The sequence below is a fragment of the Agrobacterium sp. 22-226-1 genome, assembly GCF_053522345.1.
This window is the reverse complement of sequence record NZ_JBNWCP010000009.1, coordinates 195,312-209,263: the sequence shown is the minus strand read 5'-3', so window position 1 is coordinate 209,263 and position 13,952 is coordinate 195,312. Positions and strand designations below refer to the sequence as shown.

15 protein-coding genes and 1 pseudogene are annotated in these 13,952 nt (G+C 59.5%); 8 read left to right on the top strand and 8 right to left on the bottom strand.

The annotated features are described in order from the left end of the window. Positions 1 to 53: 53 nt before the first annotated feature. Positions 54 to 458, bottom strand: a complete 405-nt coding sequence (locus ACQZ5K_RS17200; RefSeq protein ID WP_448740933.1) for a DUF2934 domain-containing protein — start codon at positions 456 to 458, stop codon at positions 54 to 56. A gap of 170 nt (positions 459 to 628) precedes the next feature. Between ACQZ5K_RS17200 and ACQZ5K_RS17195 the strand changes: the two genes are divergently transcribed. Continuing rightward, on the top strand, positions 629 to 868 hold the full coding sequence (locus ACQZ5K_RS17195; protein WP_003521570.1) for a hypothetical protein: 240 nt from the start codon (positions 629 to 631) through the stop codon (positions 866 to 868). 69 nt (positions 869 to 937) lie between these two features. Here the strand turns inward: ACQZ5K_RS17195 and ACQZ5K_RS17190 are convergent, their stop codons facing one another. The 3 genes from ACQZ5K_RS17190 to ACQZ5K_RS17180 form a co-directional block, all read right to left on the bottom strand. Continuing rightward, positions 938 to 1,381 (bottom strand): TIGR02594 family protein, encoded by a 444-nt coding sequence (locus tag ACQZ5K_RS17190; RefSeq protein ID WP_003521571.1) that lies wholly within the window; start codon positions 1,379 to 1,381, stop codon positions 938 to 940. A gap of 113 nt (positions 1,382 to 1,494) precedes the next feature. Further along, on the bottom strand, positions 1,495 to 2,052 hold the full coding sequence (locus tag ACQZ5K_RS17185) for a methylated-DNA--[protein]-cysteine S-methyltransferase (protein ID WP_448740932.1): 558 nt from the start codon (positions 2,050 to 2,052) through the stop codon (positions 1,495 to 1,497). Positions 2,053 to 2,187: 135 nt separating this feature from the next. Next, the gene (locus ACQZ5K_RS17180) at positions 2,188 to 2,457 is read right to left on the bottom strand and encodes a DUF982 domain-containing protein (protein WP_003521573.1); all 270 of its coding nucleotides are present in this window, start codon (positions 2,455 to 2,457) and stop codon (positions 2,188 to 2,190) included. Positions 2,458 to 2,646: 189 nt separating this feature from the next. Between ACQZ5K_RS17180 and ACQZ5K_RS17175 the strand changes: the two genes are divergently transcribed. The 4 genes from ACQZ5K_RS17175 (at position 2,647) to sseA (ending at position 7,434) form a co-directional block, all read left to right on the top strand. Next, on the top strand, positions 2,647 to 4,086 hold the full coding sequence (locus tag ACQZ5K_RS17175; RefSeq protein ID WP_448740931.1) for a cryptochrome/photolyase family protein: 1,440 nt from the start codon (positions 2,647 to 2,649) through the stop codon (positions 4,084 to 4,086). A 122-nt stretch (positions 4,087 to 4,208) separates the two neighbouring features. Further along, positions 4,209 to 5,246: a cysteine synthase A gene (locus ACQZ5K_RS17170; RefSeq protein WP_003521575.1), complete on the top strand. Its 1,038-nt coding sequence runs from the start codon at positions 4,209 to 4,211 to the stop codon at positions 5,244 to 5,246. A gap of 12 nt (positions 5,247 to 5,258) precedes the next feature. After that, positions 5,259 to 5,996: an alanyl-tRNA editing protein gene (locus ACQZ5K_RS17165; RefSeq protein WP_448737025.1), complete on the top strand. Its 738-nt coding sequence runs from the start codon at positions 5,259 to 5,261 to the stop codon at positions 5,994 to 5,996. A 16-nt stretch (positions 5,997 to 6,012) separates the two neighbouring features. Then, a complete protein-coding gene (gene sseA, locus ACQZ5K_RS17160) occupies positions 6,013 to 7,434 on the top strand; it encodes a 3-mercaptopyruvate sulfurtransferase (protein WP_448740930.1) in 1,422 nt (473 codons plus the stop codon). A 123-nt stretch (positions 7,435 to 7,557) separates the two neighbouring features. Here sseA and ACQZ5K_RS17155 read toward each other — a convergent pair. Both ACQZ5K_RS17155 and ACQZ5K_RS17150 read right to left on the bottom strand, forming a co-directional pair. After that, a pseudogene (locus ACQZ5K_RS17155) lies at positions 7,558 to 7,770 on the bottom strand (DNA-binding protein); the annotation flags it as partial. Between the two features lie 54 nt (positions 7,771 to 7,824). Next, positions 7,825 to 8,712, bottom strand: a complete 888-nt coding sequence (locus tag ACQZ5K_RS17150; RefSeq protein WP_142779046.1) for a DUF4344 domain-containing metallopeptidase — start codon at positions 8,710 to 8,712, stop codon at positions 7,825 to 7,827. 164 nt (positions 8,713 to 8,876) lie between these two features. Between ACQZ5K_RS17150 and ACQZ5K_RS17145 the strand changes: the two genes are divergently transcribed. From ACQZ5K_RS17145 to ACQZ5K_RS17135, 3 genes are all read left to right on the top strand, one after another. After that, positions 8,877 to 9,344 carry a DUF1203 domain-containing protein gene (locus ACQZ5K_RS17145; protein WP_448740929.1) on the top strand — a complete coding sequence of 156 codons (468 nt, stop codon included), beginning with the start codon at positions 8,877 to 8,879 and terminating at the stop codon, positions 9,342 to 9,344. Between the two features lie 97 nt (positions 9,345 to 9,441). Continuing rightward, positions 9,442 to 9,777 carry a PilZ domain-containing protein gene (locus ACQZ5K_RS17140; protein WP_003502271.1) on the top strand — a complete coding sequence of 112 codons (336 nt, stop codon included), beginning with the start codon at positions 9,442 to 9,444 and terminating at the stop codon, positions 9,775 to 9,777. A gap of 190 nt (positions 9,778 to 9,967) precedes the next feature. Beyond that, entirely contained in the window at positions 9,968 to 11,956 is a 1,989-nt protein-coding gene (locus tag ACQZ5K_RS17135; RefSeq protein WP_448740928.1) for a bifunctional 2',3'-cyclic-nucleotide 2'-phosphodiesterase/3'-nucleotidase, read from the top strand. 172 nt (positions 11,957 to 12,128) lie between these two features. Here the strand turns inward: ACQZ5K_RS17135 and ACQZ5K_RS17130 are convergent, their stop codons facing one another. Next, on the bottom strand, positions 12,129 to 12,671 hold the full coding sequence (locus ACQZ5K_RS17130; RefSeq protein ID WP_174039058.1) for a DUF2087 domain-containing protein: 543 nt from the start codon (positions 12,669 to 12,671) through the stop codon (positions 12,129 to 12,131). Positions 12,672 to 12,943: 272 nt separating this feature from the next. Then, a complete protein-coding gene (locus ACQZ5K_RS17125; protein WP_003521584.1) occupies positions 12,944 to 13,912 on the bottom strand; it encodes a LysR family transcriptional regulator in 969 nt (322 codons plus the stop codon). Positions 13,913 to 13,952: the final 40 nt, after the last annotated feature.

Below are 13,952 nucleotides of genomic sequence, written 5' to 3'. Positions count from 1 at the left end.
CCCGATTTGGATCGGGGATTTTCTGAATTCCCGGTTATTCAGCCGTCAAACGGTCAGGTCTTCTTGACCACCCGTTTCGTCGCCCTTGTGGCGTTGGTCAGTGCCGGCGGATCACTTGCCGGAAAACTCTCCTCAAGGCTCTCGGTCAAATCGTCGTCCTTGTTCCTGACCGCAGATTTCCGCTCCTTCTCAAGCGATTTTACCGCTGGGGATTTGGCCTTTGCCGAGGCTGCCTTTTTCGCTGGCGTCTTCTTCGCGGGCGCCTTCTCCGCTGACGCCTTCGCGGCAGCTGGCTTCTTCACGCCATTCCCGCTTTTGGACTTTGCCGCTTCCGCATCTGCGGAAAGTTCCCGTTCTGCCTCGATCCAGTGTCTTTCATGATGCCCGTCGGGTCTTCCTTCCCTCTCCCATATTGCGCGCGCTTTTTCACGGATTGCGGCTTCGCGGTCATGGCTCATAACGGACCTCCCTGTTTACGTTGCACCGGTTTTGATTGTGCCATTGAAAAAACAAAAAAAGCCAGAGTTAGTTCCGCCTTGACCTGCGACGAATGAGCATTTCCGCGAGAAAGGGAACCGTCATCGGCCGCCGATCGTTTGGCCTGCAGAAACCAGCAGGAGATCGCTTCATGACCACCCCGCAGAAGCCGAAAACCGAACCGCTTGATATTGACGATGATGATGTCGTGCATTTCGAAACAGACAGCGAGCTGAAAGCCAAAGATGTCGAGATTTACCCGGACGAGAGCGTGAGCCTGCGTGCGCGCCGGCAGGCCGCAAGGCAGCACGAGGACGCCTTCATCGTCGCCACAGACCTTGAGGACGACGACCAGCGCGACGCAGCGCCCGGCACCAGAGAGCAGCCCTAGGCCCGAAAATGGAAAAGGCGGGTCAAAGCCCGCCTTTATCAAAAAATGCCGTCAAAAATGTCAGAGGATTTATCGGCGGACCGAAACGATGGCCTTGCGGTTGAAGTTCGACACCTGCACCCGGCCGGACTGGTTGCCGCCGAGGATCTGGGCGGTCTTGCCGCTCATGCTCTTCAAAATGCCGGCGTGGTAACCACGGCCGTTGCGAATGACGACGACATCGCCGGGCTTCGCCTGACTGACGGGCACGGCATAACCGAAGGATGTCCAGGACTTCGCAAATCCATAGGATTTGGGAGATTGCCGGCCGGCCTTGCTGGCGACCGCATGCAGGAAAAGGCCGCACCATGGGGTGCTGCGGGGATTTGCGCCAAGAATGTTCTTGAGGCTCTTGTTGTTTTTGGACTCATGCAGCCCGGTGTATTTTTCTGCCTGGTTCAGCATGCCGGCAGAGGCCGATGCAGCAACTGTAAAAGACAAGGCAACCGATAGAATTAACGCGGATACTCTCAAACGTCTCGCCCTTATGTTAGAGGGCGTCCGTGTATTGTGACAATTTAGCGACAATTTGACGAGAAATGGGCAGAAATCAGACACCTATTCATGCGCGCTGATCTGTCATTGCTTCAAAACAGGCTGCCCTGCGCCTCATCGGCGCGGCTGCGGCCGGCATTTTCGAGATCCAGCATACGCAATTTGGTGGTGGTTCCGCCCGGTGCGGAGAAGCCGCCAAGCCTGCCGCCGGCGGCGAGAACCCGGTGGCAGGGAATGATCAGCGGCACCGGATTTTTCGACATGGCCTGGCCGACATCGCGGGCCTTTTCCATGCCAAGACCAAGCGTTTTTACGATGCCGCCATAGGTCGTCGTGTCGCCCCAGCCGATCTGCCGCGCAACGGCGTAAACATCGAGGAAAAAACGCTCCTGCCCGGCGAGATCGAGTTCGACGGCGGTAAAATCAATCTCCTCGCCGCCGAAATAACGGGTGATCATTGCAATCACCTCACGCGTGCGTGTTTCGGGAACGGCGATGGAGGCGGATGGCAGACGCTTCTGGAGAAGTTTTTCGGTCTCGCCGGCGTCAGAGCCGGGCAATTGCAGACGCACAATGCCCCGCCCCGCCCATGCAAGGCCGCAATGGCCAAGGGCTGTGGGAAAAACAATATAGCCGTAATGGTTGCTCATTGCCGTCGCTCATCCGCTTTTTCGCATGCACGATGCCATATCCCGCATTCGAAACAACCCGTTTCCTGCTACTCAACAAACAAGGCCACCCGTTTTTGGCGGGTGGCCTTATACGCATCAGTTCCGAAAATCCGTTCAGGACGCGATTTTGCCCGGCTCTTCCACAAGGCACTGCGCCTGCCGGCTGGCAGCAACGAAGGCCGTGCGGGCAATTTCCCCCGCCACGTCGCCCATCAGCGAGGCGCGGCACAGGCGCAGCGCCTGTTCATGCACCTTGTCGCCACGCTCAGGCCATTCGTGCTGGAGAAAATCGAAGGCTTCGTAAACGCCATTGAAAATCCTGGGAGCACCGTTTTCGAGGGAGATGGTAACGGGCTTTTCCCACTTAACGTCATTCAGCAACATTGATTGCACTTCCATGCTCTATTAACCCGCGACAAACGCCGGCTCCTCCAGTTGGTTCCCTTTATCAGCGGTTTCAAGGGCGAAAAAATAACCCTCGAAAAACCATGTGCCTCCATCTTTCCATTCTAGCCGATTTGCGGAACAAAGCGTTTCAACACTCGTTCAAGCGGAAGTGAACCGGGTCTTTTCATGCCGACAACAGCCTCCCCCGCCATCGTCTGGTTCCGCAAGGACCTGCGCCTTTCGGACAATCTTGCCCTGCTTGCCGCCGTGGAACATGGCGGCCCCGTCATCCCCGTCTATATCAGGGAAAAATCCTGCGGCCCGCTGGGCGGCGCACAGGAATGGTGGCTTCACCACTCCCTCACGTCCCTTACCGCTGCACTGGAAAAAATCGGCAGCCGCCTCTTGCTTCTCAGCGGCGACGCCGGCGAGACATTGCGCCATCTGATATCCGAAACGGGTGCCGAGACGGTGTTCTGGAACCGCCGATACGATCCTGCCGGCATGGCGACGGACAAGGCGCTGAAACAGACGCTTCGGGATGACGGCCTGACGGTGCGCAGCTTTTCCGGCCATCTGCTGCATGAACCATCGAGGCTGCAGACGAAATCCGGCGGTCCCTACCGGGTCTATACGCCCTTCTGGCGGGCGCTGGAGGGCGGCGAGGAGCCACATGCGCCGGCGGATGCGCCGAAGGGTCTGAAGGCGCCGAAGACGTGGCCAAAATCGGAAAAGCCTGGCGATTGGAAACTGTTACCCACCAAGCCCGACTGGGCGAAACACTTCGGCGACATATGGTCTCCCGGCGAAGGCGGGGCGCGGGAAAAACTTGACGATTTCATCGATGGCGCTTTGAAGGGCTATGAAGAAGGCCGTGACTTTCCGGCAAAGGACGCAACCTCTTTGCTTTCCCCGCATCTGGCGTCCGGCGAAATATCGCCTTCTACCATCTGGCACGCGACGAAGGGGCTTTCCCGCCACATCGCCTCAAACGATATCAGCCGTTTTCGCAAGGAAATCGTCTGGCGCGAATTCTGCTATCACCTGCTGTTTCATTTTCCCGAACTCGACGAGAAGAACTGGAACGACAGTTTCGACGCCTTCCGCTGGCGAGACGATGAAAAATCCTTCACGGCGTGGACCCGCGGGATGACGGGATATCCGATCGTCGATGCCGGCATGCGGCAATTGTGGAAACACGGTACCATGCACAACCGGGTGCGCATGATCGTGGCGTCCTTCCTCATCAAACATCTGCTGATCGACTGGCGGAAGGGCGAGAAATGGTTCCGCGACACGCTTGTCGATGCGGACCCGGCCTCCAACGCCGCCAACTGGCAATGGGTGGCGGGTTCGGGCGCGGACGCCTCGCCGTTTTTCCGCATCTTCAACCCCATATTGCAGGGCGAAAAATTCGACGCCGACGGCGATTATGTGCGCCGTTTCGTGCCGGAGCTGGAAAAGCTCGAGCGAAAATACATCCACAAGCCGTTCGAAGCGCCGAAAGAGGCGCTGAAGAAGGCGGGCATCGAACTTGGCAAGACCTATCCGCTGCCGATCGTCGACCATGGAAAAGCGCGGGAAAGAGCGCTTGCGGCCTATGCCGACGTCAAGAAGAACGCATAAAATTGGGTATCGGCAAAATTTTGCGTGGCTAAGCCAAAGCCGGGAAGATAATTTCTTGCGTTGAAGCGGTTGTAACGGGACATAACGGCACCTAATTTCCGCTCAGACAAGAAGGCTCAATCATGACCATTCACTCCTCTGCGCTCAGTGCTATCGGCAACACGCCGCTCATCCGTCTGAAAGCCGCCTCTGAAGCGACGGGGTGTGAAATCCTCGGCAAGGCGGAGTTCCTCAATCCCGGTCAGTCGGTGAAGGATCGTGCCGCACTCTATATCATCCGCGATGCCGAGCGGCGCGGTCAGTTGCGACCCGGCGGCACCATTGTGGAGGGTACTGCGGGCAATACCGGCATCGGTCTTTCGCTGGTCGCCAATGCACTGGGCTATAAGACGGTCATCGTCATTCCCGAGACGCAGAGCCAGGAAAAAAAGGATGCGCTGAAGCTTCTCGGCGCCAAGCTGGTCGAAGTTCCGGCCGCCCCCTATTCCAACCCGAACAATTACGTGAAGGTCTCCGGCCGGCTGGCAAAACAGCTCGCCGCGACCGATGAAAACGGCGCGATCTGGGCCAACCAGTTCGACAATATCGCCAACCGTCAGGCCCATATCGAAACGACGGCCCCCGAAATCTGGGACCAGACGGATGGCAAGGTCGATGGCTTCATATGCTCGGTCGGTTCCGGCGGAACGCTTGCGGGCGTGGCCGATGGCCTTCGCGATTTCAACCCCGACATCAAGATCGGCCTTGCCGATCCCGAGGGTGCGGCTCTCTATGAATTTTACAAGCACGGCGTGCTGAAATCCGAAGGCTCGTCTATCACCGAAGGCATCGGACAGGGGCGCATCACCGCCAATCTGGAAGGTTTTACGCCGGACTTCTCCTATCGCATTTCGGATGCGGAGGCGCTGCCGGTGCTGTTCGACCTGGTGACGAAGGAAGGGCTTTGCCTCGGCGGCTCCTCCGGCATCAACATTGCCGGCGCAATCCGCCTTGCCCGCGAGCTTGGTCCGGGGCATACAATCGTGACGATACTGTGCGACTACGGCAATCGTTATCAGTCGAAGCTGTTCAATCCGGATTTCCTGCGCTCCAAGGGGCTTCCCATTCCGCAGTGGCTGGCGACGAAAAGCGAGATTGCGGTTCCGTACGAAACCGTTTGAGGACATGCCGAAATGCCTGTGAATGCCCTGTTCCGTGACGATTTTTATCTTTCCACCGCAGAAGCGATCGTCACGGCGGTGCATGAGGATGGCGGCATAGAGCTGGACCAGACCTGCTTTTACGCCACCTCCGGCGGCCAGCCGGGCGATAGCGGTTTTCTTGAGCGGGCCGATGGTTCGCGCATCGAACTCGGTATCACCAAAAACGGCGCCGACAAAAGCGTGATCGTCCATATGCCGCTCGGAGGCCAGCCTTCCCCTGATATCGGCGAAAAACTGACCCTGCATGTGGACTGGCCGCGCCGTTACAAGCTGATGCGGATGCACACCGCCTGCCATCTGCTCTCCGTCGTCTGCCAGTGGCCGATCACCGGAGCCGCCGTCGGCGAGGATGAATCGCGTGTCGATTTCGACATGTCGGAAACCATCGACAAGGACGAGGTGACGGCAAAGCTGATGGAACTGGTGAAAGCCAACCATCCCGTCTTCCTGCAATGGATCACCGACGAGGAATTGCAGGCCAATCCGGGCATCGTCAAATCCAAGAATGTGCGGCCACCGATGGGCCTCGGCCGCGTCAGCCTCGTCTGCATCGGCGAAAATTCCAGCATCGACAGCCAGCCCTGCGGCGGCACCCATGTTTCCGAAACGCAGGAAGTGGGCGATATTCACATTGCGAAGATAGAAAAGAAGGGCAAGGAGAACAGGCGGTTCCGCATTCGTTTCGGCGCGCCTGAAGCTGTTGCCTGAGATTGGGAGAAACATCGTGAGCACGGATAAGAGCCGTTTCGTCGTTTCGGCGGACTGGGTGGAAAAGCAGCTCGGCACGGCCGGGTTTCGTGTCGTTGATGCCTCCTGGTATCTGCCGGCGCACAAGCGCAACGGTGCGGAAGAATTCGCAGCCGGCCATCTGCCCGGCGCCGTATTTTTCGATCAGGACAAGATCGCCGATCATACCACCGGCCTGCCGCATTCCCTGCCCTCGCCGGAATTCTTTGCGGAACAGGCTGGCGCGCTCGGCCTCAGCGACACCGATACGATCGTGGTCTATGACGGCCCCGGCTTCTTTTCCGCGCCGCGCGTGTGGTGGATGCTGCGGGTTATGGGCGTGCGCAAGGCCTATGTGCTGGATGGCGGCCTCGACGGCTGGAAACGCGAAGGCCGGCCGCTTGAAACCGGTACACCGGAAATCGAGCCGGCAACCTTTACGCCTGATTTCAACGAGAAACGCGTAACCTCGCTTGGCGCGATGCGCGGCATCGTCGACAGCGGCGAAAAACAGATTGCCGATGCCCGTGGCGCCGGACGCTTTACCGGCGACGAGGCCGAGCCGCGTGCCGGCATGCGCTCCGGCCACATGCCCGGCGCGCGCAGCCTGCCTGCGACAGCCTTTTCCGAAAACGGCCACTTCAAGGACCTCACCGCCATCCGCAAAATGGTGACCGATGCCGGTATCGACCTTTCGAAGCCCGTCGTCACCAGTTGCGGCTCGGGCGTCACCGCCGCCGTCATTACGCTGGCGCTGGAATCGCTCGGTCATAAGGATAATTCGCTTTACGACGGCTCATGGTCGGAATGGGGCGGATTGCAGGATACACCGGTGGTTACCGGTCCGGCGGATGCAATCCCCACATTGTCGCACGGACCGCTGAAGGCGCATGTGACGCAGCTGGAAATGACGGCGCCGCCGAAGGTCAGCCTGCCGATCCCCGTCAACATCCAGACCGCGCTGATGCGGGTCAACAATATTCCCCTGCATTTCTACCGCTATCTTTACTGGCGGGTGGGGAAACGCTGGCACTGGCAAAAGCGCATGCGCATGAGCGATGCGGAGCTTTCCGCCATTCTGCGCGATCCGAAAAACAGCGTTACGGTTCTTTATATGAATGGTGCGCCCGCCGGTTTCTTCGAACTGAACAAGGCGGGCGACGAGGTGACCGAGCTGTCCTATTTCGGGCTGCTCGAAGAGGCGATCGGTGCGGGCGTCGGCAAATGGTTCCTGTTGCAGGCGCTTTACGCCGCCTGGCAGGACAATCCGAAACGGGTGACGGTGACCACCAACACGCTCGACCATCCGCGCGCGCTGCAGCTTTACCAGATGATGGGCTTTTCGCCCGTCGGCACCTATGAGGCCTGGGTGGAGCCGCTTGCCGATACCGAGCTTCTGGAGATATCGCTGCGCAACTGAGTAGCGCCATTCAGAGCAACGCTTGCCATTCTCCGATAAGGAGTGTCTGGTCCCCACTCCCTCATTCCTGTGCTCGTCACAGGAATCCAGTCAGCCCAAGTCCTTGGGCTGAAAAGGACTCTCGCCGATATTTTCGAAGCTCTTTTCGGAAAAATCCTCGTCCGTCCCGGTCGAGCCGCCTTGCTTGCCGAACATGCGATGAAAGGTGCGGGTCTTGAAGGCCCATTGGTGCAGCTCTTCGCCGTTCACACCCAGCGGGTTCTGCAGGCTCTGGTCTGGGCCCGCGCCGTATCCGTCAAGCGAGATGGCGAAATTGCGAACGACAACCTTTGGCACGGCACTCTCCTCCCATATCGGGAAGCCAGATTGCCAGCGTTCTGCAATCCGGCCTCAGATTTCCCGTTCCAGATTTGCGGCGGCCGTCGGGATTTGCCCGCCGGCAGCGCCCTTGTCTTCCGTGACGGTGTTCAGCAGGTGATCGGCAATCAGTTCCGCCTGGAACTTGCCGAGTTCATAGCAATAGGTGATCTCGCGCTTTTCCGCCGACCAGTAGACGTCGGGACGGCCGCAGGATTTGGCCGTCAGCTTGACGTCCCCCTTCAAGCCATAGCCGCTAAAACTGCGGCTGATGAGATCGAGAACCTTCGATTCCTTGATCATGATGGCGTAGGGCTCAAGCTCCGGGTCGCGCGGCGGCACGTAGCTGACGGAAAATCTGGAAGGCGTCTGGCTGCGGTGGGGGCTCAGAAAATTCTCCCAGGCCGAAGCAACGCCCGGATAGGCGGCGGCGCATTTGTCGAATTCGGCATTGTTGAGCCCCATCATGGCGGCCAGATCGCCATAACCGTCCTTGTCACGGCCGACCATCAGGCAGGCCATGTTGCGATCGCGGCTTCTGTCGGGCACCAGCGCGGAGAAGACCGGGGCTTCATGCTCAGGCAAGGTCTCCGCCTCACGCGCCAGATACCAGCTGTCGGTGGCATTGACGAGCGCGGTGTCGAGCCATTCCTCGTTGGCCTGGAGGATAAGCGTGCCAGCCAGTTGATCGGCCGGCGCCTGCACACTTGCCGTGTCCGCCGTTCCGAAATCCGAGATCAGCATGCGCGCACCCTCGTGATAAAGCGAGAAGATCGCATTGCCGATGACGAAATTGACCGCCTGCTGAAGCTGCTCGTCGGACAGGCCATCGAGACCGGAGGCGACCTGCGCCTCGGCCTCAAGCGGAGCCGTCAACGAAACGAAAGCCAGCGGAACGGCGGCCAGAAAACGACGGAACATAAAATCAGACCTTCCGGGAACGAGGAGCGTCACTGATTCCCGAAGCTAACGAGTCACGCAATGGGCTGGTTGCATCGCCTGTCAAGAATCGGGTGGATAGTGATCCGTTTCGCGACCATAGCTGCAAAGAAGCAACGCCGATCCCAACCAAGGAGGTCTCCGCCATGACCGATCTCGTTTTCACTGCAATGCCGGCCAAGCAAGCCGAAGCCTACCGGTCTGGAGCCGCCGACGCCTATGGCAATCCGCCGGAGAAAGCCGTTTCTCCCGGCGGCATGCCCTGCCGCCACTGCCTTTCCCAGATCGGGGAAGGCGAAGAGATGCTGATCCTCGCCTACCGGCCCTTTCCCTCGCTCCAGCCCTATGCGGAAACGGGCCCGGTGTTTCTGCATGCCGACGCCTGTGAGCGCTACCCGCAGACGCAGGCCATTCCGCCGATGCTGGACAGCCCCGATTATATCGTGCGCGGTTATGGAGCCGATGACCGCATCGTCTACGGCACCGGCGCGGTGACGGCGACAGGCGAGATCGTTTCGCGCGCGCGGCACCTTCTGGAGCGCGCGGATGTCGCTTATGTGCATGTGCGCTCCGCCCGCAATAATTGCTATCAGTGCCGTATCGACACAGCATAATCGGCAATTACATGCAATTTTAAGAGAAGAACTAAACGGCTCTCAAGTTTTCCGCGCCATGATGCAGGTATCGGAAACAATTGATTTGAGCAGCGAAATGACAAACAACCTCAATATGGCGACACGGACCGCGCCCCGCAGCAAGACCAGAATTTTTGCGACCGTGCATTATTTCAGCCAGTCGACCAGAGGGCGTGTGGTCGATCTTTCCGCCACCGGAATGGCGCTCGAGCTGGACGGGCCTTTCGCCGCGGCCAAGGGCAGCCGGGTCAAGGTGCAGAGTGAGGATCTGGGCTTCATCGAGGGCGTCGTGCAATGGCAGCACATGAACCGCCTCGGCCTGCAGCTCAAGCTTTCCACCAACACGCTGGCGCAGCTCTCCTCCTATTTCCGCTTCTTTCACGAAGAAGTGAAACCGACCCTCGCCCGCTGATCCTGAGCGCAGCAATGCGCATTCTCCGGTGCGGCGACACCTGCGCCGCACTTCCGTGATAAAAAATTTATCAAACGGTTGAAAACCGGCCCATCTGTCACGGGCCTGTCATTTTGGTGATGGACTCCTCTGCGATTGCTTCTACCCTGTCATTTTCAAGACAGAGCAAGCTTCATCCGAAGGAGTTCCCATGTCGTCGCTTCTCGCTCTCCACCCCATTACCCGGCGTTCGCTTCTGGGCGGCATCGCAGCCTCCTCGGCGCTGGTGATGCTGCACCCTTTTGCTGCGCGTGCGGCGGCCAACCAGGCGCATCTGCGCATCATGGAAACGACCGATATCCATGTTCACGTCTTTCCCTATGATTATTACGCCGACAAGCCGAACGACACGATGGGACTGGCGCGCACGGCCTCGATCATAGACACCATCCGCGCCGAAGCCGGAAATTCGATGCTGGTGGACAATGGCGACTTCCTGCAGGGCAACCCGCTCGGCGACTATATCGCCTATGAGCGCGGCATGAAGGCCGGCGACAAGCACCCCGTGATCAACGCCATGAACGTGCTGGGTTACGATTGCGGCACGCTCGGCAACCACGAATTCAATTACGGTCTCGACTATATGTCGAACACGCTGGCGGGTGCGGGCTTCCCTTACGTCTGCGCCAACCTCACCAAGGGCCAGCTTGCTTCCGATCCGAAGAACGACGAGCTGTTCTTCAAGCCCTATGTCATTCTGGAGAAGCAGATCCGCGACGGCGGCGGCGTGACGAGCCCGGTCAAGGTCGGCATCATCGGCTTCGTGCCGCCGCAGATCATGATGTGGGATTCCAAGAACCTCGAGGGCAAGGCGCAGACGCGCGATATCGTCGAGGCAGCGAAAGCCTGGGTGCCGGTCATGAAGGAGGAAGGTGCGGATATCGTCATCGCCCTTTCCCATTCCGGTATCGACGGCAAGGGCCAGACCGAGCGCATGGAAAACGCCTCGCTTTATCTGGCGGGTGTCGAAGGCATCGACGCGATCTTCACCGGCCACCAGCATCTCGTCTTCCCCGGTCCGAAGACCTGGGACGGCATCGAGGGCGCGGATGCGGTCAAGGGCACGCTGATGGGCAAGCCGGCGGTGATGGCCGGTTTCTGGGGCTCGCATATGGGCCTCATCGACCTGCTGCTCGAAAAGGACGGCAAGAGCTGGAAGATCGTCGACTTCACCTCCGAAGCCCGGCCGATCTACCACCGCGACGAAAACCGCAAGGTCGTCGCCGATTTCACAGACAAGGCGGAAGTCCTCGCCGCCGCCAAGGCCGATCACGAGGCGGCCCTTGCCTATGTGCGCCGTCCCGTCGGCAAGACCTCCGCGCCGCTCTATTCCTATTTCGCGCTGGTGGCCGACGATCCTTCCGTGCAGATCGTCTCCAATGCCCAGACCTGGTACACCAAGGACATGCTGAAGGAAGGGCAATATAAGGATCTGCCCGTGCTTTCGGCGGCAGCCCCCTTCAAGTCCGGCGGTCGCGGCGGTGCGGATTATTATACCGATGTCCCCGCCGGTGATATCGCCATCAAGAACGTCGCCGATCTTTACCTCTACCCCAACACGGTGCAGGCGGTGCTGATCAACGGTGCGCAGGTGAAGAACTGGCTGGAAATGTCGGCCGGCATGTTCAATACGGTGGAGGCCGGCGCAAAGGATGCGCCGCTGCTGAATGCGGACTTCCCGTCCTATAATTTCGATGTCATCGACGGCGTGACCTATCAGATCGACATTTCCAAACCGGCGAAATTCGACAAGGACGGCAAGGCCGTCAACCCGGACAGCAACCGCATCGTCAACCTGCAATTTGAAGGCAAGCCGATCGATCCCGAACAGAAATTCGTGGTGGCGACCAATAATTACCGGGCGAGCGGCGGCGGCAAATTCCCCGATATCGCCGGCGACAAGGTGATCTTCGTGGCCCCCGATACCAACCGCGACGTCATCGTGCGCTATATCATCGATCAGGGCACCATCAACCCGTCTGCGGATGCGAACTGGTCCTTTGCGCCGGTGGCCAATACCACGGCGATCTTCGAGACCGGCCCCAAAGGCCGCCACTATGCGGCCGATATCAAGGGCGCGAAGATCGAGGATGCCGGCGACGGTGCGGAAGGTTTCGCGAAGTTCCGTCTGGTTCTTTGAGGGCTGCGGCCCTTCGGCTGTTGGCGGCAGGGTGAAGCTCTGCCGTCATCCTTGGGCCTGTCCCAAGGATCTCACCACGTCAACAAAATCAATCCGTAGCAGATCCTCGGGACAAGCCCGAGGATGACGCCGAGTTTGATGAAAACTATCGGCAATACCGAGGGCTATCCCCTCAATCGCGCCCACCGAGCGCTCGCAGCAGAAGCGGTAGTTCCAATGGCGGTTTCTGCTCGATGCGCCGATAATCGCTGCCATCGCGGTTACGGCGGATGAGCCTCAGGCCGACCATGTCGCGCCTCAGCATGGCCGCATCCCCGAACAGGTGCAGGCTATCCAGAAAGCTGCTGAATTCGCGCTCTGAAAAGCTCCGCCCGGCGGGAATTTTCGCCCATAGATACCAGAGGCACAGTTCCTGCTGGGAGCGGCGGGCCGGCCATTGCATCAGCCGGCCGGCGGCGTCGAAGACACGAACGGTCTTCAGCACCCTGCCCTCATTGGCTGCCGGCAGCATATCTGGCCGGGATGGTCCGCTGTCATCGGATGGCTCGCGTGAGGCTCGCAAATGCTGGAAATTTCGGAACCCGGCAGCCCGGCTCAGAAGATTGAGCATCTCCACATGGCTTGGCTTTCGGTCCAGCCTGCCGATCTGTTCGCGGACGGATTTGGCGAAAGTCGAAAGGTCGGCAATATCAATGGAAAGGATCGAACGTGGCATGACTTACCCTCAAGTGCCATTCCGAAAAGGTGTCGCTGATCGCCGGCTTCCGACATGGCACGGGATAAGTGCTGTCAAACTTTAAAAATGCAGGTTTAGCTTCCCTTGCGGGACGGCGATGCCTCGGTGAACTGCTGACCGTGATCTAGGTATAGGCAGGCGGCCCGCCCACGTCAATTGGCCTTGCTGGCATAGCGCCGGGGTTGCCGCGCGTTTCTTCTCCCCGCCGGGGAGAAGGTGGCCCCGCTCGGTCCAGATATAATTAGACAATGTCACTCAGCGGCGACAGAAATGCTCCTCTGCTTGTGAGCAGCAAGCATCCCGTTGAAATCCTTATGGTTCGGACAGGCAGAGAGGCGTTGCTGAAATGCTTCGGCAAGCCATTGGCCGGCAGGGCCGGCGGGTGAATCGACCCGCCGCAGCGCAAAGAGCGGATATTCGCCCTGTTCATAGGCCTCGAGTTCAAGCGCCTTGAGGCTGCCATTGGTGATGTCGTTACGGACGATCGATGCGGGCAGGCCGCCCCAGCCCAGACCGCCCTTGATGAGCTGGTATTTCGTGGCGATATCGCTGACCCGCCATGTCTTGTAGGAAAGCACATTGAAATCGCGGCCCTTGGTCAGGCCGGATGCATCGGTGACGACCAGCTGAACCTCCTCGCGCACATCGGCCAGGCCCAGCGGCCGCTCGATCTGCGCGAGCGGGTGATCCGACGCAACGACCGGCAACATGAAGGAATGGCCGACCTTTTCGACGACGAGTTCATCGTCCTGGCGCAGCATCGCCCCGCCGATGCCAATACCTGCCTTGCGGGAGAGCACCATCTCCATGACCATGCCCAGCTCGCCGACATTGAGGCTGAGAGTGACGGTTGGGAACTGCTGGCGAAAATCCCGCAGCACGGCCACCATGGCCTCCGCCGGCACCATGGTGCTGATGGCGACCGAGAGTTCCGCCTCAAGCCCCTGCTTCAGCCCCTTGGCGCGGGCGCGCATCTCCTGCAGGCCGGCGACGATGCGCCTTGCATCCTCCAGCATGGCGCGGCCTTCATCCGTCAGCTTCGGCTGACGCACGCCGCTGCGCTCGAACAGCGTCACTTCAAGCTGCGCCTCGAGATTGGCGATGGTGTAGCTGACCACCGACTGGGCGCGATTGAGCGCCCGTGACGCGGCGGAAAAACTGCCGGTCTCGGCCACCGTCAAAAACACCTGCAATTGATCGAGCGTCGGGTTCGCGTCCATGTCCCATCCATTTCATCGATAGATTGCTTCCACATTATCA

What these genes read in the sequence shown, in the direction of transcription:
- ACQZ5K_RS17200 (WP_448740933.1), bottom strand. Translation starts at nt 458, where the DNA reads ATGAGCCATGACCGCGAAGCCGCAATCCGTGAAAAAGCGCGCGCAATA.
- ACQZ5K_RS17195 (WP_003521570.1), top strand. Translation starts at nt 629, where the DNA reads ATGACCACCCCGCAGAAGCCGAAAACCGAACCGCTTGATATTGACGAT.
- ACQZ5K_RS17185 (WP_448740932.1), bottom strand. Translation starts at nt 2,052, where the DNA reads ATGAGCAACCATTACGGCTATATTGTTTTTCCCACAGCCCTTGGCCAT.
- ACQZ5K_RS17180 (WP_003521573.1), bottom strand. Translation starts at nt 2,457, where the DNA reads ATGTTGCTGAATGACGTTAAGTGGGAAAAGCCCGTTACCATCTCCCTC.
- ACQZ5K_RS17175 (WP_448740931.1), top strand. Translation starts at nt 2,647, where the DNA reads ATGCCGACAACAGCCTCCCCCGCCATCGTCTGGTTCCGCAAGGACCTG.
- ACQZ5K_RS17170 (WP_003521575.1), top strand. Translation starts at nt 4,209, where the DNA reads ATGACCATTCACTCCTCTGCGCTCAGTGCTATCGGCAACACGCCGCTC.
- ACQZ5K_RS17165 (WP_448737025.1), top strand. Translation starts at nt 5,259, where the DNA reads ATGCCTGTGAATGCCCTGTTCCGTGACGATTTTTATCTTTCCACCGCA.
- ACQZ5K_RS17150 (WP_142779046.1), bottom strand. Translation starts at nt 8,712, where the DNA reads ATGTTCCGTCGTTTTCTGGCCGCCGTTCCGCTGGCTTTCGTTTCGTTG.
- ACQZ5K_RS17145 (WP_448740929.1), top strand. Translation starts at nt 8,877, where the DNA reads ATGACCGATCTCGTTTTCACTGCAATGCCGGCCAAGCAAGCCGAAGCC.
- ACQZ5K_RS17140 (WP_003502271.1), top strand. Translation starts at nt 9,442, where the DNA reads ATGACAAACAACCTCAATATGGCGACACGGACCGCGCCCCGCAGCAAG.
- ACQZ5K_RS17135 (WP_448740928.1), top strand. Translation starts at nt 9,968, where the DNA reads ATGTCGTCGCTTCTCGCTCTCCACCCCATTACCCGGCGTTCGCTTCTG.
- ACQZ5K_RS17130 (WP_174039058.1), bottom strand. Translation starts at nt 12,671, where the DNA reads ATGCCACGTTCGATCCTTTCCATTGATATTGCCGACCTTTCGACTTTC.
- ACQZ5K_RS17125 (WP_003521584.1), bottom strand. Translation starts at nt 13,912, where the DNA reads ATGGACGCGAACCCGACGCTCGATCAATTGCAGGTGTTTTTGACGGTG.